The organism is Streptomyces durhamensis (assembly GCF_000725475.1).
GTDB classification, from domain to species: Bacteria; Actinomycetota; Actinomycetes; order Streptomycetales; family Streptomycetaceae; genus Streptomyces; species Streptomyces filipinensis.
The window spans coordinates 219,958-235,355 of record NZ_JNXR01000005.1; the positions used below are offsets into that span (position 1 = coordinate 219,958).

General features: G+C 72.9%; 11 protein-coding genes and 1 tRNA gene. 7 read left to right on the forward strand and 5 right to left on the reverse strand.

Annotated elements, in window-relative coordinates:
- Positions 1–24: 24 nt before the first annotated feature.
- Positions 25–762: a hypothetical protein gene (locus IO33_RS0108750; RefSeq protein WP_031162166.1), complete on the reverse strand. Its 738-nt coding sequence runs from the start codon at positions 760–762 to the stop codon at positions 25–27.
- Between the two features lie 47 nt (positions 763–809).
- On the opposite strand from IO33_RS0108750, the gene IO33_RS0108755 reads away from it, so the two are divergent.
- The gene (locus tag IO33_RS0108755; protein WP_014671721.1) at positions 810–998 is read left to right on the forward strand and encodes a DUF5703 family protein; all 189 of its coding nucleotides are present in this window, start codon (positions 810–812) and stop codon (positions 996–998) included.
- A gap of 101 nt (positions 999–1,099) precedes the next feature.
- Here IO33_RS0108755 and IO33_RS0108760 read toward each other — a convergent pair whose 3' ends face one another.
- From IO33_RS0108760 to IO33_RS0108770, 3 genes are all read right to left on the reverse strand, one after another.
- The gene (locus tag IO33_RS0108760; protein ID WP_031162170.1) at positions 1,100–2,095 is read right to left on the reverse strand and encodes a chaplin; all 996 of its coding nucleotides are present in this window, start codon (positions 2,093–2,095) and stop codon (positions 1,100–1,102) included.
- 188 nt (positions 2,096–2,283) lie between these two features.
- The gene (gene chpH / locus IO33_RS0108765) at positions 2,284–2,517 is read right to left on the reverse strand and encodes a chaplin ChpH (protein WP_031162172.1); all 234 of its coding nucleotides are present in this window, start codon (positions 2,515–2,517) and stop codon (positions 2,284–2,286) included.
- Positions 2,518–2,663: 146 nt separating this feature from the next.
- Positions 2,664–3,989: a M20/M25/M40 family metallo-hydrolase gene (locus IO33_RS0108770; protein ID WP_031162174.1), complete on the reverse strand. Its 1,326-nt coding sequence runs from the start codon at positions 3,987–3,989 to the stop codon at positions 2,664–2,666.
- A 215-nt stretch (positions 3,990–4,204) separates the two neighbouring features.
- Between IO33_RS0108770 and IO33_RS0108775 the strand changes: the two genes are divergently transcribed.
- The 6 genes from IO33_RS0108775 to polX all read left to right on the forward strand — a co-directional run bounded on the left by IO33_RS0108775 (position 4,205) and on the right by polX (position 14,999).
- Positions 4,205–4,292: transfer RNA gene (locus IO33_RS0108775), tRNA-Leu, on the forward strand.
- Between the two features lie 75 nt (positions 4,293–4,367).
- A complete protein-coding gene (locus tag IO33_RS0108780; RefSeq protein ID WP_031162177.1) occupies positions 4,368–6,476 on the forward strand; it encodes an AAA family ATPase in 2,109 nt (702 codons plus the stop codon).
- The gene (locus IO33_RS0108785) at positions 6,460–7,752 is read left to right on the forward strand and encodes an McrC family protein (RefSeq protein ID WP_063765748.1); all 1,293 of its coding nucleotides are present in this window, start codon (positions 6,460–6,462) and stop codon (positions 7,750–7,752) included. Before IO33_RS0108780 ends, IO33_RS0108785 begins: the two co-directional genes overlap by 17 nt.
- Before the next feature lie 209 nt (positions 7,753–7,961).
- On the forward strand, positions 7,962–11,822 hold the full coding sequence (locus IO33_RS0108790; RefSeq protein ID WP_031162181.1) for a Pls/PosA family non-ribosomal peptide synthetase: 3,861 nt from the start codon (positions 7,962–7,964) through the stop codon (positions 11,820–11,822).
- Positions 11,823–11,930: 108 nt separating this feature from the next.
- Complete coding sequence (locus IO33_RS0108795; protein ID WP_031162183.1) at positions 11,931–13,268, forward strand: M1 family metallopeptidase; 1,338 nt, start codon at positions 11,931–11,933, stop codon at positions 13,266–13,268.
- A gap of 9 nt (positions 13,269–13,277) precedes the next feature.
- Positions 13,278–14,999: a DNA polymerase/3'-5' exonuclease PolX gene (polX, locus tag IO33_RS0108800; protein WP_031162185.1), complete on the forward strand. Its 1,722-nt coding sequence runs from the start codon at positions 13,278–13,280 to the stop codon at positions 14,997–14,999.
- Between the two features lie 16 nt (positions 15,000–15,015).
- Here polX and IO33_RS0108805 read toward each other — a convergent pair whose 3' ends face one another.
- Positions 15,016–15,327, reverse strand: coding sequence for a dsRBD fold-containing protein (locus tag IO33_RS0108805; protein WP_031162187.1), 312 nt, complete (start codon positions 15,325–15,327; stop codon positions 15,016–15,018).
- Positions 15,328–15,398 lie beyond the last annotated feature (71 nt).

The following is a 15,398-nucleotide window of genomic DNA, read 5'->3' on the forward strand; positions in this document are numbered from 1 at the left end:
CCCCGCGGCGCCGCCGGGCTCCGCTCACTTCTCGGAGTCCAGCGGCTCCAGACCCTCGTCCTCGACGAACTCGAGATCCTCGTCCTCGTCCGCTTCCTCGCCGTCGCCCTCGTCGTCCCCGGCGCCTTCTTCGTCCTCGTCGCCCTCGTCGTCCTCTTCGTCGAAGACGGCGCTGACGTCGAACCGGCACACGGTCTGCTGCGGATCGATGTGCTCGAACGGCGTCTCCAGCCATTCCCCGGCCTCGGGCGCCTCGTCCGTCGCGGTGACCCAGAGCGTGGAGTCGCCCTCCTCCAGGCCGAACTCCTTGTGCCGGGACGCGATCTCGTCCGGTTCGAACTCCCCGAACAGGATGCCCAGCGCGCCGGGAACCGTGCCGGCGGCGTCCTCGGCCAGTCCGCCGGCGGCCGAGTACTCCGCCGCCTCGACCCGCTGGGCCTGCGCCAGCAGCCGCTGGGGTTCCGCCACGGCGTAGTCGCGGCGGATCAGCACGCTGATCGCGTGGGGTTCCTCGGGACCCGCGTACGGCGGCAGCTCCTCCGCACCGGGGATCTCGAAGGGCGTGACCTCGTCGTAGCGGTCGTAGAGCAGCTCGTCGTACACCTCGGCGGCCGCGGCCAGCTGGTTGAACGCCTCCAGGACGGCGGGGTCGTCCTCACCCGACCTGCGTTCGACCGCGGCCAGATGACGGTCGAGCGCGGTCTTGATCGCCTCGGCGGCGGCGCGTACCTCGGCAGCGGTGGGCTGCGCAGCATCAGACATAGTGCAGACGCTATCCGTACCGGGCCCCAGCCCGCACAATAGATGCGATGCCGGAATACGAATTTGTCGACGTGTACGTGCCTCGCGGGGTGTCCCGCAAGGAGGCCACACGTCTGCTGACGGACCATGCCGAGTACGGACACTGGGAGTTGGACCGACTGAGCCTGCTGCGCGACGGCAGCCGCAGGGTGCGGTTGCGCCGGCGGATCATCCGCCAGGTGCGTGCCACGTGGTGAGGTCGGCGATCTGAAGCGGAGCGGGCCCCGTCCGACATGGCGGGGCCCGCTCCGTTCACCGTGCTGTGTGCGTCACCGCACCGCGCGCTCGGCCGTGCCGGCTACGCCGAGGCACGGGCCTTGCGGTAGAGCACCGCGCCCGCGAGCAGCGCGCCCGCGCCGACCGGCAGCACGAGGTCCAGCGGCAGCTCGCTGCCGGTGTGCGCCAGCTGCCCGTCGGTCAGCGGCTGGGTGGAGCGACCGCCGTGCTGTGTGACGTGGGTGGACCCATGGGGCCCCTGGGGCGTGTGACCACCCTTGCCGGGCGGGGTTGTCGGGCTTCCCGGGTGACCGGGATGTCCCGGCTGACCAGGGTGACCCGGGTGACCGGGCTGACCCGGGTGGCCGGGATGGCCCGGCTGCCCGGGGTGCCCCGGATGACCCGGGTGGCCCGGATGACCCGGGTGGCCGGGATGACCCGGGTGGCCGGGCGGGTTGCCGTGACCGCCGCCGCCGTTGGTGCAGTCGTTGCCCGCGGCGGCGTTGCCGACCCCGATGACGTCCACGCTGTTGCCGCAGACGTTCACGGGAACGTCGATCGGCACCTGCACCGTGTTGCCGGAGCCGACGCCGGGCGAGCCGCCGGTGTGGCCGCCCGCGTGCGAGCCGCCGGAACCGCCGGAGCCGCCGTGGTTGGCACACGTGTTGCCCACGGCCGGGTTGAACAGCCCGACGACGTTCACGCTGTTGCCGCACACGTTCACCGGTGCGTCGATCGGCGCCTGCACGGTGTTGCCGGAGCCGACTCCGGGCGAGCCGCCGGTGTGGCCGCCCGCGTGCGAGCCGCCGGAACCGCCGTGTCCCCCCGAAGCCCCGCCGTGGTTGGCGCATGTGTTGCCCGCGGCCGGGTTGAGCAGCCCGACGACGTTCACGGTGTTGCCGCACACGTTCACCGGTGCGTGCACCGGTGCCTGCACCGTGTTGCCGGACAGCACGCCGGGTGAGCCGGCGGCCGTACCGGCCGCGCCCGCGCCGGCGTGGGCATAGCCGCTCGCGGCGGCGATCACACCGGTGGCCGCCGCCATCGTCATCAGGCCCTTGCGGGTGCCCTGTCGCATTCTGGTTTCCCCTGCCTTCGATCCTGCTGTGCCTGCCTCGCGGATGCGTTGCGCATGGCGAGGCGTTGCGTTGCGTTGCGAACCTCGCGGCTCATGTCTCCGCGTGAGAGACCAGTCGGCCCCGGAGCGCATGGCGCGCGCTCCGGGGCCGACGGCTCGAAAAAGACGCCCCCCTCAGGAGGTCGTCGTCACTTGTTGACGCAGGTGTTGCCGAAGGCGGGGTTCAGGAGCCCGATCACGTTGACCGTGTTGCCACAGACGTTCACCGGGACGTGCACGGGCACCTGAATGACGTTGCCGGAGACGACGCCCGGCGAGTGCACGGCGGCACCCTGGGCTCCGGAGTCTGCGACGGCGAGGCCCGCGCCCGCGAGAACCAGCCCACCGGTGGCAGCCGCAGCAGCGACGACCTTCTTGATCATTATTCCTCCTTGTTGGCAATACGACTCCAAGGTGCGGAGTCACATCACCTGTAACGAGGAGGAACTAATGAAGCTACGAACCGATCGTCGCATTCACCCGTTCCAGGCGATCTCGTACGCCCGGCCGAATACCTCGGCCCAGGGCCTCACGAGGCGTCGATGAACCGGTCCAGCACGCGCACGCCGAACTGCAGCCCGTCCACCGGCACCCGCTCGTCCACGCCGTGGAACATGCCGGCGAAGTCCAGCTCCGGAGGCAGCTTCAGCGGGGCGAAGCCGAAGCCGCGGATGCCGAGGTCGTCGAAGGACTTGGCGTCCGTGCCGCCGGAGAGCATGTACGGGATGGCCTTGGCCGTGGGGTCCTCGGCGAGCAGCGCGGACTGCATGGCCTCCACCAGCGCCCCGTCGAAGCCGGTCTCGACCGCCTTGTCGGCGTGCACGTCCTCGCGGCGGACGTGGGGTCCGAGCAGCCGGTCGAGGTCAGCGAGGAACTCCTCCTCGTGGCCCGGCAGGAAGCGTCCGTCGATGTGCGCGGTGGCCTCGCCCGGGATGACGTTGACCTTGTAGCCGGCGTTCAGCTGGGTGGGGTTGGCGGTGTTGCTCAGGGTCGCGCCGATCAGCTTGGCGATGCCGCCGAGCTTGGCGAGGGTGGACTCCATGTCCTCCGGGTCCAGCTCGGTGCCGAGCGCGTCGCCCAGTTCGTCGAGGAAGGCCCGGGTGGTCTTGGTGACCCGCACCGGGAACTTGTGCCGGCCGACCCGGGCCACGGCCTCGGACAGCTCGGTGATGGCGTTGTCCCGGTGGATCATGGAGCCGTGCCCGGCGGTGCCGGCCACGGTCAGCTTCATCCAGTGCATGCCCTTCTCGGCCGTCTGGATCAGATAGAGCCGGCGCTGCTCGTCCACCGTGAAGGAGAAGCCGCCGACCTCGCTGATCGCCTCGGTGACGCCCTCGAACAGCTCGGGGTGGTGGTCGACCAGGTACCGGGCGCCGTAGGTGCCGCCGGCCTCCTCGTCGGCGAGGAACGCGACCACGATGTCCCGCGGGGGGCGCCGCCCGCTCCTGAGCCGGTCGCGCACGACCGCGAGGGTCATGGCGTCCATGTCCTTCATGTCGACGGCCCCGCGCCCCCACACGCACCCGTCGGCGACCTCGCCGGAGAACGGGTGGTGGGTCCAGTCGCCGGCGTTGGCCGGTACGACGTCCAGGTGGCCGTGGATCAGCAGCGCGGGCCGGGACGGGTCCTCGCCCTCGATGCGGGCCACGGTGGAGGCGCGGCCCGGGTGCGACTCGTAGATCTTCGGCTCCAGCCCGACCTCGGCGAGCTTCTCGGCGGTCCACTCGGCGGCCTGGCGCTCGCCGGGGCCGGAGTGGTCGCCGTAGTTGCTGGTGTCGAACCGGATCAGCTCGCGGCAGAGGTCCACGACCTCGTCCTCGCCGGTGACGCCCCTGGCCGTGTCCGTCTCGCTCACGTGCTTCCTCCCGCGCTGTCGCTGCTGGTGGTCCTCCTCATCCTCCCTCTCCCCCGCCCGCTGCCCAAGACCGGTCCCGGCCCGTCACACGCCGTTCATGCGTGACCGGCCCGGGGGCGGGGTGTGATCAGCCACCCCCGAAAGCCTGGTAATGTTTCCTTCGTCGCCGCGAGGGAAACCCCGCCGAGAGGAATCTCCCGCACGACAGACACCTTGTCCGGGTGGCGGAATGGCAGACGCGCTAGCTTGAGGTGCTAGTGCCCTTTATCGGGCGTGGGGGTTCAAGTCCCCCCTCGGACACCAGTGAGGACCCCTGCGAAAGCAGGGGTCCTTCGCGATTTCGCCCCCCGCCGCGCCGCCTGGACGGATCATGGTGCGGTGGCGGACGAGAAGCGTGTGGAAGCGGCGGCCCGGGAGTTCGACCGGAGCGTGAGCTCGGAGGCACTGGCGCGTGCCGAACAGGACCGGCTCAGGGTCGTCGAGCGATTCCCGCTCGGACACTGGCCCCGTCTGCCCTTGCACCGGTACGCGCTCGGCACGGCCAACGCCCTCGAAGACGGTCCCCCGTTCTGCTGGCTGATGGAGTACGGGACGGACGCGCTCGGCAGCATGCGCGGGGGCAGCGCGGCCAAGCACATCATCTACCGGAGCAGGCGCAGCGGTGAGTGGCGGCTGCCGGGGCCGCTGCAGTACGCGAGCCCGCAGGAGGCGTGGGAGCAGGTGCGCGGGGAGTTCGTCGCCGCGTTCGCCGCGGCGGGCGGCGGGGACTTCCGCGCCCTCGACGACCTCCGTGTCCTGTCCTACGGGCAGGCGCTGGTCACCAAGGCCCTGGCCGCCTACTTCCCGGACGCCTTCCTGCCCATCTACTCGGCCTCCCACCTCCGCCACTTCACCAATCTGCTGGGCGGCACCGGGCACCAGGCCTACGGGAACGTCCGCTCCTGGCAGGCCAACCGGGATCTGCTCGCTCTCGTGCGCGGCCGGCCGGAGTTCGACGGCTGGCACCCCGTGGAGGTCATGCGTTGCCTGTACGGCGCGTTCTCGCCGAAGCCGCGGCGCCGGGACGTCTGGAAGATCGCCCCGGGGCCGGGCGCCCGTCTGTGGGAGGAGTGCCGGGAGGAGCGGCACATCCGGGTCGGCTGGGACGAGGTCGGTGATCTCGGCGACTACGAGAGCGACACGGAACTCAAACAGGCGCTGGACGGCGTCTGGCCGCAGTCGGCGGGCGGGAACCTGCGGCTGGCCCGGCAGCTGCTGGCCTACCGCGACCTCGAACCGGGGGACCTCGTCGTCGCCAACCGCGGCAAGTCGGAGGTGCTCGCGCTCGGCGAGGTCACCGGCGGCTACACCTACGACGAGTCGTACGGCGAGTACCGGCACACGGTTCCCGTCGCCTGGGACGAGAGCTACGCCCAGGTCTTCCCGTCGCCCGAGAACGCCTGGCAGCCGACGTTCGCGAAGGTCCCCGAGAAACTCCTGCGGCGCATCCGGGACGCGCGCGGGGCCACGGCCCCGCTGCCGGCGGAGGTTCCCGGCGCGGTCCAGGACGTGCTCGACGCGCTGAGGCACAAGGGCCAGGTGATCCTGTTCGGTCCGCCCGGCACCGGCAAGACCAGGCTGGCCCTGAGTGCCGCGCTGGCGCTGGCCGGGCGGGCCGACGCCATCGACGCGCCGCCCGCCGAACGCGCGGCCGCCGTGGCGGGACTGCTTCCCGCCCCGGGGGCCTTCGAGGTGACGGGGCTCTCCCTGGTCACCTTCCATCCGTCGTACGGCTACGAGGACTTCGTCGAGGGATACAAGCCCGATGCGGACTCCGGCCAGGCGGGGCTGAACCTCAAGTGGCGCGCGGGGATCTTCCTGCGGATCTGCGCGGCGGCCTGGAAGCGGCCGGACCAGACGTTCCTGCTGATCATCGACGAGATCAACCGGGGCGACCTGCCGCGCGTCCTCGGCGAGCTCGTCACGCTGCTGGAGACCGACAAGCGGGCGATCCCGGTGACCCTGCCCATCAGCGGACGGCAGGTCGCCGTTCCGCACAACGTCCGGATCATCGGCACGATGAACACCGCGGACCGCAGCGTCGGCCATCTGGACGCGGCGATCCGGCGGCGCTTCGCGTTCCTGGAGGTGCCGCCGGATCTGGACGCGGTCGAGGGTTCCGTGGGCGCGCTGGACCTCGCCGCGTTCCTCGCCGGGCTGAACACGCGGCTGGTCCGCGAGTTCGGCCCCGACCACCAGATCGGTCAGGCCTTCCTGCTGCGGGAGGACCGGCCCGTGAACACGGAGGAGGAACTCGGCGCGGTCTTCTACCACGACATCGTGCCGCAGATCGAGGACCACGGGATGGGCCGGCCCGAACCGTTGCGGGCGGTCCTGGGCGACCTCGTCGACCCGGAGTCCGGCCGCATCGCCCGCGTCCCGGCGCAGGACCTGCCCAGGAAGCTGGCGGCCGAGTTCACGGAGCCGGACGATGCCGTCGAGCGGTGAACGCCGTCGGGAGCCCAGGGACGTGCCCGTCGAGGAGCACCGGTCCGTCTTCCTCGCACGCGACGAGTTGACCGAGGCCGACCGGCGGGTGCTCGCACCGCTCGTGGCCGGCAGGCGGCTGGTGCTGCGCGAGACCCGCACCGGCTGGCATCTGGAGGCCGTCTCCACGGTCGGGATCCTCCGGCTGGAGCGCGTGCGTCTGATCGTCACACCGAAGATGGCCATCTGCGGTGCCCGGCTGATGTCCTGGCTCTGTTACGCCCGCGGCATCCCCGTGCCGCACGATCCCACCCCCAGGAAGTGGCTGACGGGCCGGGCCGGTTACGCGGCCGTCGTCCCGCACGCCCTGCTCACCGAGTGCCGGGCGCTGCTCCAGGAGGGACTGCGCCGCGACTACCTCCGCACGGAGCAGGTGCAGCCGGTGCTGCGCGGGCAACTGGACCTGCGGGCGCAGCTGTCGCGGAGGTACGGCGCCGTGGACCGGCTCCATGTGCGGACCTTCGAGCGGCGCGCGGAGACCTGGGAGAACCTCGTGTGCTCGGCGGCGCTGCACGCGGCGATACCGCTGGCCGCGGATCCCGCGCTGGCCCGGGCCCTGCGGGAGACGGCCGGGCACTTCCCCCGGCCACGGCCCGCGGTGGCGGCGTCCCGGCTGCTGGCCCGCGCCCGCTACACCCGCCTCAACTCCCGCTACCGCAACGCCCACACGTGGGCACGGCTGGTGCTGGGCGGCGGTGGGGTCACCGACCTGCTGAGCGACCGGGGTCTGCCGTCGGGGAGCCTGCTGCTGTGGACGGACCGGCTGTGGCAACTGGTCGTGGAGCGGATGGCGGCGCGGGCGGCGGCCGAGTGCGGCGGGCGGAGCGTGACCGTCTCGGGCGGGCGCGCCATCAGGACGCGGGACGAGGCGGGCCCGTACCGCAAGCCCTTCGAGCCGGACGTCCTGCTGCGGTTCGAGGATCCGCGGGAGCGTTTTCTGCCCGTCGACGCCAAGTACATCGGGTACGACGGCAGGCGGCTGAGCGCCGGGAACCGTCATCAGCTCCTCACCTACATCGCGGGGTACACGACGTCCGACGCCCCGCTCGCCGTGCTCGTCCACCCCGCTCCGCAGGGCGCCACGAGCCGGACCGTGCGCGTCGACGGGCCGCGCGGGCACCTGGGGACGATCAGGGTCCTGGGCATCGACACCCGGCTGGACCCCGAGCAGGCGGCACAGCCGCTGCGGGACCTCGTCGCGGAGTTCACGGAGTTCGCGGCGGGCGGCGGCAGTTGACGGTCGCGCACGAATCGCGGGCTGTGACCGTTCCCTGACGGTGTGTGGGACATCTCTCGTCCGCCGTGAAGAACGGCAGGTCAGCGGCCCCGGGCGGGCATGTCCGCCTCACCCGGACGGCCCTCCCGGGCGGCTGCTCGCGGGGCCGGAGCCTAGCGTCGTACTAATATTTCCGGCTTGTCACGCAGCCGGACCGACGTGAGGACCCGATGGCAGCCACAGACGAGAGCAGCGCTCTCGGCCTGCTCGACGAAGAGATCCGCGCGCAGTTCGGCGACAGGGCACGTTTCTCCGCCGGGCCCGCCGCCTCGCCGCGCACGCTGGTCGACGTCTTCGACGCGACCGTGCGGTCCCACCCGGACGAGCCGGCGCTGGACGACGGTACGACGTGTCTGACCTACCGTGCGCTGGCCGGCGAGGTGGAGCGGCTGCGGCAGCGGCTCGCCGCCGCGGGGGTCGGGCGCGGGGACCGGGTCGGGGTGCGGGTCCCCTCCGGGACCAACGAGCTGTACGTCGCGATCCTCGCCGTACTCGCCGTCGGCGCCGCCTACGTGCCGGTCGACGCCGAGGACCCGGACGAGCGGGCCGCGCTGGTGTTCGGGGAGGCGGAGGTGCGGGCCGTCCTCGGGGCCGGGCACAGCCTCAGCGTGCAGGGGGTGTCCGGCTCCCCGGCCGCCCGCCCCGGCATCGAGGAGGACGCCTGGGTGATCTTCACCTCCGGGTCCACCGGGAAGCCCAAGGGCGTGGCCGTCACGCACCGCGGCGCCGCCGCGTTCGTGGACGCCGAGGCCGCCCTGTTCCTCACGGAGGAGCCGATCGGGCCCGGCGACCGGGTCATGGCGGGACTCTCCGTCGCCTTCGACGCGTCCTGCGAGGAGATGTGGCTGGCCTGGCGGTACGGCGCCTGTCTGGTGCCCGTGCCCCGGTCGCAGGTCAGGAGCGGTGCCGATCTCGGGCCCTGGCTGGTCGAGCAGGAGATCACCGTCGTCTCGACCGTGCCCACGCTGGCCGCGCTCTGGGAGCCCGAGACGCTGAACGACGTACGGCTGCTGATCTTCGGCGGTGAGGCCTGCCCGCCCGAGCTGGCGCAGCGGCTGGTCACCGAGGGGCGCGAGGTATGGAACACCTACGGGCCGACCGAGGCGACCGTCGTGGCCTGTGCGGCACTGATGACCGGCGAGGAGCCGGTCAGGATCGGGCTGCCGCTGAACGGCTGGGAGCTGGCCGTCGTCGACGAGGCCGGGGAGCCGGTGCCGATGGGCGGCAGCGGGCAGCTCGTCATCGGCGGAGTCGGGCTCGCCCGGTATCTCGACGCCGAGAAGGACTCCGAGAAGTACGCGCCGCTGCCGGCGCTGGGCTGGGAGCGGGCGTATCGCAGCGGTGACCTGGTCCGGGCCGATCCGGAGGGGCTCGTCTTCCTCGGGCGGGCCGACGAGCAGATCAAGCTGGGCGGGCGGCGGATCGAGCTGGGTGAGGTGGATGCCGCGCTGCAGGCCCTGCCCGGCGTCGCCGGGGCCGCTGCCGCCGTGCGCACCGCCCGCAGCGGCAACCAGCTGCTCGTCGGATACGTCGTCACCCAGGACGGCTGGGACCAGGCGGCCGCCGTGCAGAGGCTGCGCGCCGAGCTGCCGGCCGCGCTGGTGCCGCTGCTCGCGCCGGTCGACGAGCTGCCCACCCGTACGTCCGGGAAGGTGGACCGCAACGCCCTGCCCTGGCCCCTGGAGGCCGTGGAGGCCCCCAGGGCCGAGCTCTACGGCACCGAGGCGTGGCTCGCCGAGCAGTGGGCGGAAGTCCTCGGCATCCCGGTGACCAGCGCCTGCGACGACTTCTTCGCGATCGGTGGCGGCAGTCTGGCGGCCGCCCAGCTCACCACCCGGCTGCGCACCCGCTACCCGAGCGCCGCCGTCCTCGACCTCTACCAGCAGCCCACCCTGCGCAAGCTGGCCCGGCGCCTGGAGGCCTCGGTCCAGGACGACGGCAGGGCCCGTACGGTCGCGCGGGTCCCGGTCCGCGCCCAGGCGGTCCAGCTGCTCCTGCTTCTCCCGCTGGTCACCCTGCTCGGGCTGCGCTGGACGCTGGTGCTGGCCGCCGTCGGGAACCTGCTGCCCGGCTACGCCTGGCTGCCGACCGCGCCCTGGTGGCTGCTGGCGGCCGGCGGCCTGCTGTTCTTCACCCCGCCCGGCCGGATCGCGCTCGCGGCGGGCGGCGCGCGGCTGCTGCTGCGCGGTGTCGCGCCCGGGCGCTATCCGCGCGGCGGGAGCGTGCATCTGCGGCTGTGGACGGCCGAGCGGCTGGCCGAGGTCAGCGGGGCCACGGAGCTCACCGGATCCTGGCTGGAGCGGTATGCGCGGGCGCTGGGCGCCAGGGTCGGCCAGGACGTGGACCTGCACTCGCTGCCGCCGGTCACCGGCATGCTCAAGCTGGGCCGGGGCGCGGCCGTCGAGTCCGAGGTGGACCTGTCCGGGTACTGGCTGGACGGCGACCGGCTGGAGATCGGCGCGGTGAAGGTCGGCGCGCACGCCACCGTCGGCACCCGCAGCATGCTCTTCCCGGGCGCCCGCGTCGGCAAGCGGGCCGAGGTGGCCCCGGGCTCGGCGGTCGGCGGGCAGATCCCGACCGGTCAGCGGTGGGCGGGCGCGCCCGCGGTCAAGCTCGGCAAGGCCAAGCGCAACTGGCCGAAGGAGCGGCCGCAGCGCGGCACGTACTGGCGGGTGATGTACGGCGTCGCGGGCATCGGGCTCGGTGCCCTGCCGGTGTGCGCGGGGGTGGCCGCGCTGCTGGTCGCCGGGGTGTTCGTGACGCCCGGCGGCTCGCTCGCCCAGGCTCTGCGCGGGGCCGCGGTGGGGCTGGTCCCGGCCACGCTCGCCTACGGGCTGGCGTACGCGCTGCTGATCCTGGCCGGCGTACGGCTGTGCAGCCTGGGGCTGCGCGAGGGCACACATCCGACGCACAGCCGGGTGGGCTGGCAGGCGTGGACGGTGACACAGCTGATGGACCGGTCCCGGCAGGCGCTGTTCCCGCTGTACGCCGGGCTGGTCACGCCGGTGTGGCTGCGGCTGCTGGGGATGCGGATCGGGCGGGGCGCCGAGGTGTCGACCGTGCTCGCGCTGCCGAGCCTGACCACGGTCGGCGACGGGGCGTTCCTGGCCGACGACACGCTGACGGCGCCGTACGAGCTGGGCGGCGGCTGGGTGCGGATCGGGCGTGCGGAGATCGGGCGGCGGGCCTTCCTGGGGAACTCCGGGATGACCGCGCCGGGGCGGAGCGTGCCGGACGGCGGCCTGGTCGGCGTGCTGTCGGCGACGCCGAAGAAGGCGAAGAAGGGCACCTCGTACCTGGGGCTGCCGCCGGTGAAGCTGCCGCGCAGTGCGGCCGGCGGGGATCAGAGCCGTACGTACGACCCGCCCGCCCGGTTGCTGTGGGCGCGCGGGCTGGTGGAGCTGTGCCGGATCGTTCCGGTGCTGTGCGGTGCCGCGCTGGCCGTGCTGACGGTGGCGGCGCTGTGCGCGCTGGGCCGGTGGGCGTGGGCCCTGTCGGGCGGGGTGCTGCTCGGGGCGGGTGCGGTCGCGGCGGTCGTCTCGGTGCTCGCGAAGTGGCTGCTGGTGGGGCGGCACCGGGCCGGGGAGCATCCGCTGTGGAGTTCCCTCGTGTGGCGAGGCGAGCTGGCGGACACGTTCGTCGAGGTGCTGGCGGTGCCGTGGCTGGCCGGGGCCGTGCCGGGGACGCCGGTGATGACGGTGTGGCTGCGCGGGCTCGGCGCGCGCATCGGCAGGGGCGTGTGGGTGGAGAGTTACTGGCTGCCCGAGGCGGACCTGGTGACCCTGGAGGACGCGGCCACCGTCAACCGGGGCTGTGTGCTGCAGACGCACCTCTTCCACGACCGGATCTTGCGGACGGATACTGTGGTCCTCCGTGCGGGCGCCACGCTGGGCCCTGGCGGGATCGTGCTGCCCGGCAGCACGATCGGGGCTCGTACGACCCTGGGTCCCGCGTCGCTCGTCATGGCCGCGGAATCCGTCCCGGAGGACACCCGCTGGCTCGGCAACCCGATCGAGGCATGGCGTCCCTGAGCGCGGGCCGCCGTGGGTCACCCGCCGAAGGGACGCGCCGGAGGCGGAGGACGTCCGGGCGGGGCACCGGCACGCAGTGGTGGCACAGCGCAGGGAGCAGACACAGCAGTGGCAGTTCAGCAGCCGGCCGGTCCGGACCCGTACTTCCCGGACAACGGTGACGCCCGCTACCGGGTGCACCGCTACGAACTCGCGCTGGACTACCGCCCCGGCCCGAACCGGCTGTCCGGCACGGCCCGGATCAACGCCATCGCCGGCCCGGCACCGCTCGCCGAGTTCCAGCTCAACCTCGCGGACTTCAGGATCGGCCGGGTGCGGGTGGACGGCCGGCAGCCGCACTACACGCACCGGGGCGGCCGGCTGCGCGTCCGCCCGGCCAAGCCCCTGCGGGCCGGGGCGGCCTTCACCGTGGAGGTGCACTGGTCGGGCAACCCCGGGCCGGTGCCCAGCCCCTGGGGCGGGCTCGGCTTCGAGGAGCTGGCGGACGGGGCGCTGGTGGCGAGCCAGCCGGTCGGGGCGCCGTCCTGGTACCCGTGCAACGACCGGCCCGCCGACAAGGCGTCGTACCTGCTCTCGGTCACCGCGCCGTCCGCGTACGCGGTGGTCTCGGGCGGGCGGCTGCTGACCCGCACGACCAAGGCCTCGACGACGACCTGGGTGTACGAGCAGTCCGCGCCCACGTCCAGCTATCTCGTCGGCCTGGCGATCGGCAGGTTCCAGACGGTGCTGCTGGGCGACCCGGGACCGGCGGGCGTGCCGCAGCACGGGCACATACCGGCGCAGCTGCTGCCCCGGTTCTCCCGGGACTTCGCGCGGCAGCCGGCGATGATGGAGCTGTTCCAGGAGCTCTTCGGTCCGTACCCGTTCGACGAGTACGCGGTCGTGGTGACCGAGGAGGAACTGGATGTGCCGGTCGAGGCACAGGGGTTGTCGCTGTTCGGCTCCAACCACGTGGACGGCGCGCGGGGTTCGGAACGGCTGGTGGCGCACGAGCTGGCGCACCAGTGGTTCGGCAACAGCGTGTCGATCGCCGACTGGCGGCACATCTGGCTGAACGAGGGCTTCGCCAAGTACGCGGAATGGCTGTGGTCGGAGCGTTCGGGCGGCCGCGGTGCCCAGCAACTGGCCGCCGCGGCACACCGGTCGCTGGCCGGGCTGCCGCAGGACCTGCGGCTGGCCGACCCGGGCCGCAGGTCGATGTTCGACGACCGGCTCTACGAGCGGGGCGGCCTGACCGTGCACGCGGTGCGCTGCGCGCTGGGTGACGACGCGTTCTTCCGTATGCTGCGCGACTGGGTGCGGCTGCACCGGAACGGGTCGGTGACGACGGCGGCGTTCGCCGAGCATGTGGCCCGGTTCGCCGACGAGCCGCCGGCCGGACTGTTCGAGGCGTGGGTGTACGGGACGGCGCTGCCGCCGCTGCCGGTGCTCGGGGACCGTCCCTAGACTTGAGGGGTGGCCCGGCCCAATGACGAGGTCGAGGCGCTCCTGCGGGAGTACGCGGACCTCATCGCGATCACGGGAGGCGACGCCTTCAAGGCGCGCGCCTACGAGAAGGCGGCGCGTGCCATCGGCGGGTATCCGGCCGACATCGCGAAGCTGGACGAGCACGGGCTGAAGGAGATCCCGAACGTGGGCCGGTCGATCGCCGACAAGGTGATCGAGTATCTGCGCACCGGGAAGATGGCGGTGGTCGAGGAGCGCCGGGCGAAGATCCCCGCCGGGGTGCGGGAGCTGATCACGATCCCCGGTCTGGGCCCGAAGAAGGCGCTGCGGCTCTACGAGGACCTGCGCATCTCGTCGGTTGGCGAGCTGGCCGCGGCGATCGAGGCGGACGCGCTGGCCGATCTGAAGGGCTTCGGCGTGAAGACGCAGGACAACATCCGGCACGGCATCGAGCTGCTGCGGCAGGCGGGCGCCCGGGTGCCGCTGGCGACGGCCCTGGACACCGCCGAGGAGATCGTCGCCGAGCTGTCCGCGGTGACCGGGTGCAGGCGCTGTGCGTACGCCGGGTCGCTGCGCCGGATGCGGGAGACCGTCGGGGATCTGGACGTCCTGGTCGCGGCGCAGCGGTCGGAGCCGTTCATGGCGGCGCTGTGCGAGCTGCCGGCCACCGCGGAGGTCATCGCGCGGGGCTCGAAGAAGACGTCCGTGCGCACCGCCAGGGGCCTCCAGGTGGATCTGCGGGTGGTGCCGCCACCGTCGTGGGGGGCCGCGATGCAGTACTTCACGGGTTCGAAGGCGCACAACATCCGTACCCGCACCATCGCCGTGCACCAGGGGCTGAAGCTCTCCGAGTACGGCCTGTTCGACGCGGAGAGCGGGGACTCGCTGGCCTCCCGCACCGAGGAGGAGGTGTACGCGCGGCTCGGGCTGCCGTGGATCGCGCCGACGCTGCGGGAGGACCGCGGGGAGATCGAGGCGGCCCTGCGCGGCGAGCTGCCCGCGGTCGTGACCGAGAAGGACATCCGAGGGGACCTGCACACCCACACCGATCTCACGGACGGCCTGGCCCCCTTGGAGGAGATGGTGGCGGCCGCCGCCGCACGCGGTTACGCGTACTACGCGGTCACCGACCACGCCCCGGGCCTCTCCATGCAGCGCATGACCGAGGAGAAGATCCTCACCCAGCGGGAGCGGCTGCGGGAGCTGGACGGCGCGCACCGCGGGATGCGGCTGCTGCACGGCACGGAACTCAACATCGATCCCGACGGCGGCGTGGACTGGCCGGCGGACTTCCTGGCCGGCTTCGATGTGTGCGTGGCCTCGCTGCACTCGCACTTCGACCTCGGCCGCGAGGCGATGACCCGGCGGCTGGTGCGGGCCTGCGAGAACCCGTACGTCCATGTCATCGGGCACCCGACGACCCGGCTGATCGGCAGGCGCCCGGGCGTCGACGCCGACTGGGACGAGGTGTTCGCGGCGTGCGCGCGTACCGGCACCGCGCTGGAGGTCAACGCCCAGCCGGACCGTCTCGACCTGCGCGACGAGGACATCCTGCGGGCCAGGGAGCGCGGAGTGAGGTTCGCCGTGAACACCGACGCGCACTCCGTTCCGCATCTGGCGCAGCTGCGCTACGGGGTGGGCACGGCGCAGCGCGGCTGGCTCACCCGGGACGACGTGATCAACACCTGGCCGCTGACCCGGCTGCGCCGGTTCCTGCGCAAGGGCCGGTGACGGGGGTCGTCAGGGGTCATTCCCGGGCCAGCCACAGGGGCGTGGCGTCCTCGATGTCGTCGGCTCCCACCGCCTTGATGTCCCCGTCGGCGGCCCGCAGCAGCCGGCGGCCCATCGCGATGAGCGCCCGTCCGGCCGCGAGTTCGTCGCCGATCTCCGGTACGTCCGGGTCGTAGGGGTTGCGGCGGGCCTCGGCGTGGCTCTCCAGGACGTTCTCGCCGGTGTCGAGGATGATCCGGGCGGTGGTGTCCGGGTCGTGCTCGGAGAGGTACAGGTTCAGCCGCCATTCCTTGACGGCGGGGGGACGGCTGCGCACGGGTCGGGTCATGGTCCGCCTCCTGCTCCGCGTGGTGCACCACGACGGGCGGTCGGTCGTCCGCGGGTCCGTCGTGGCCGCTC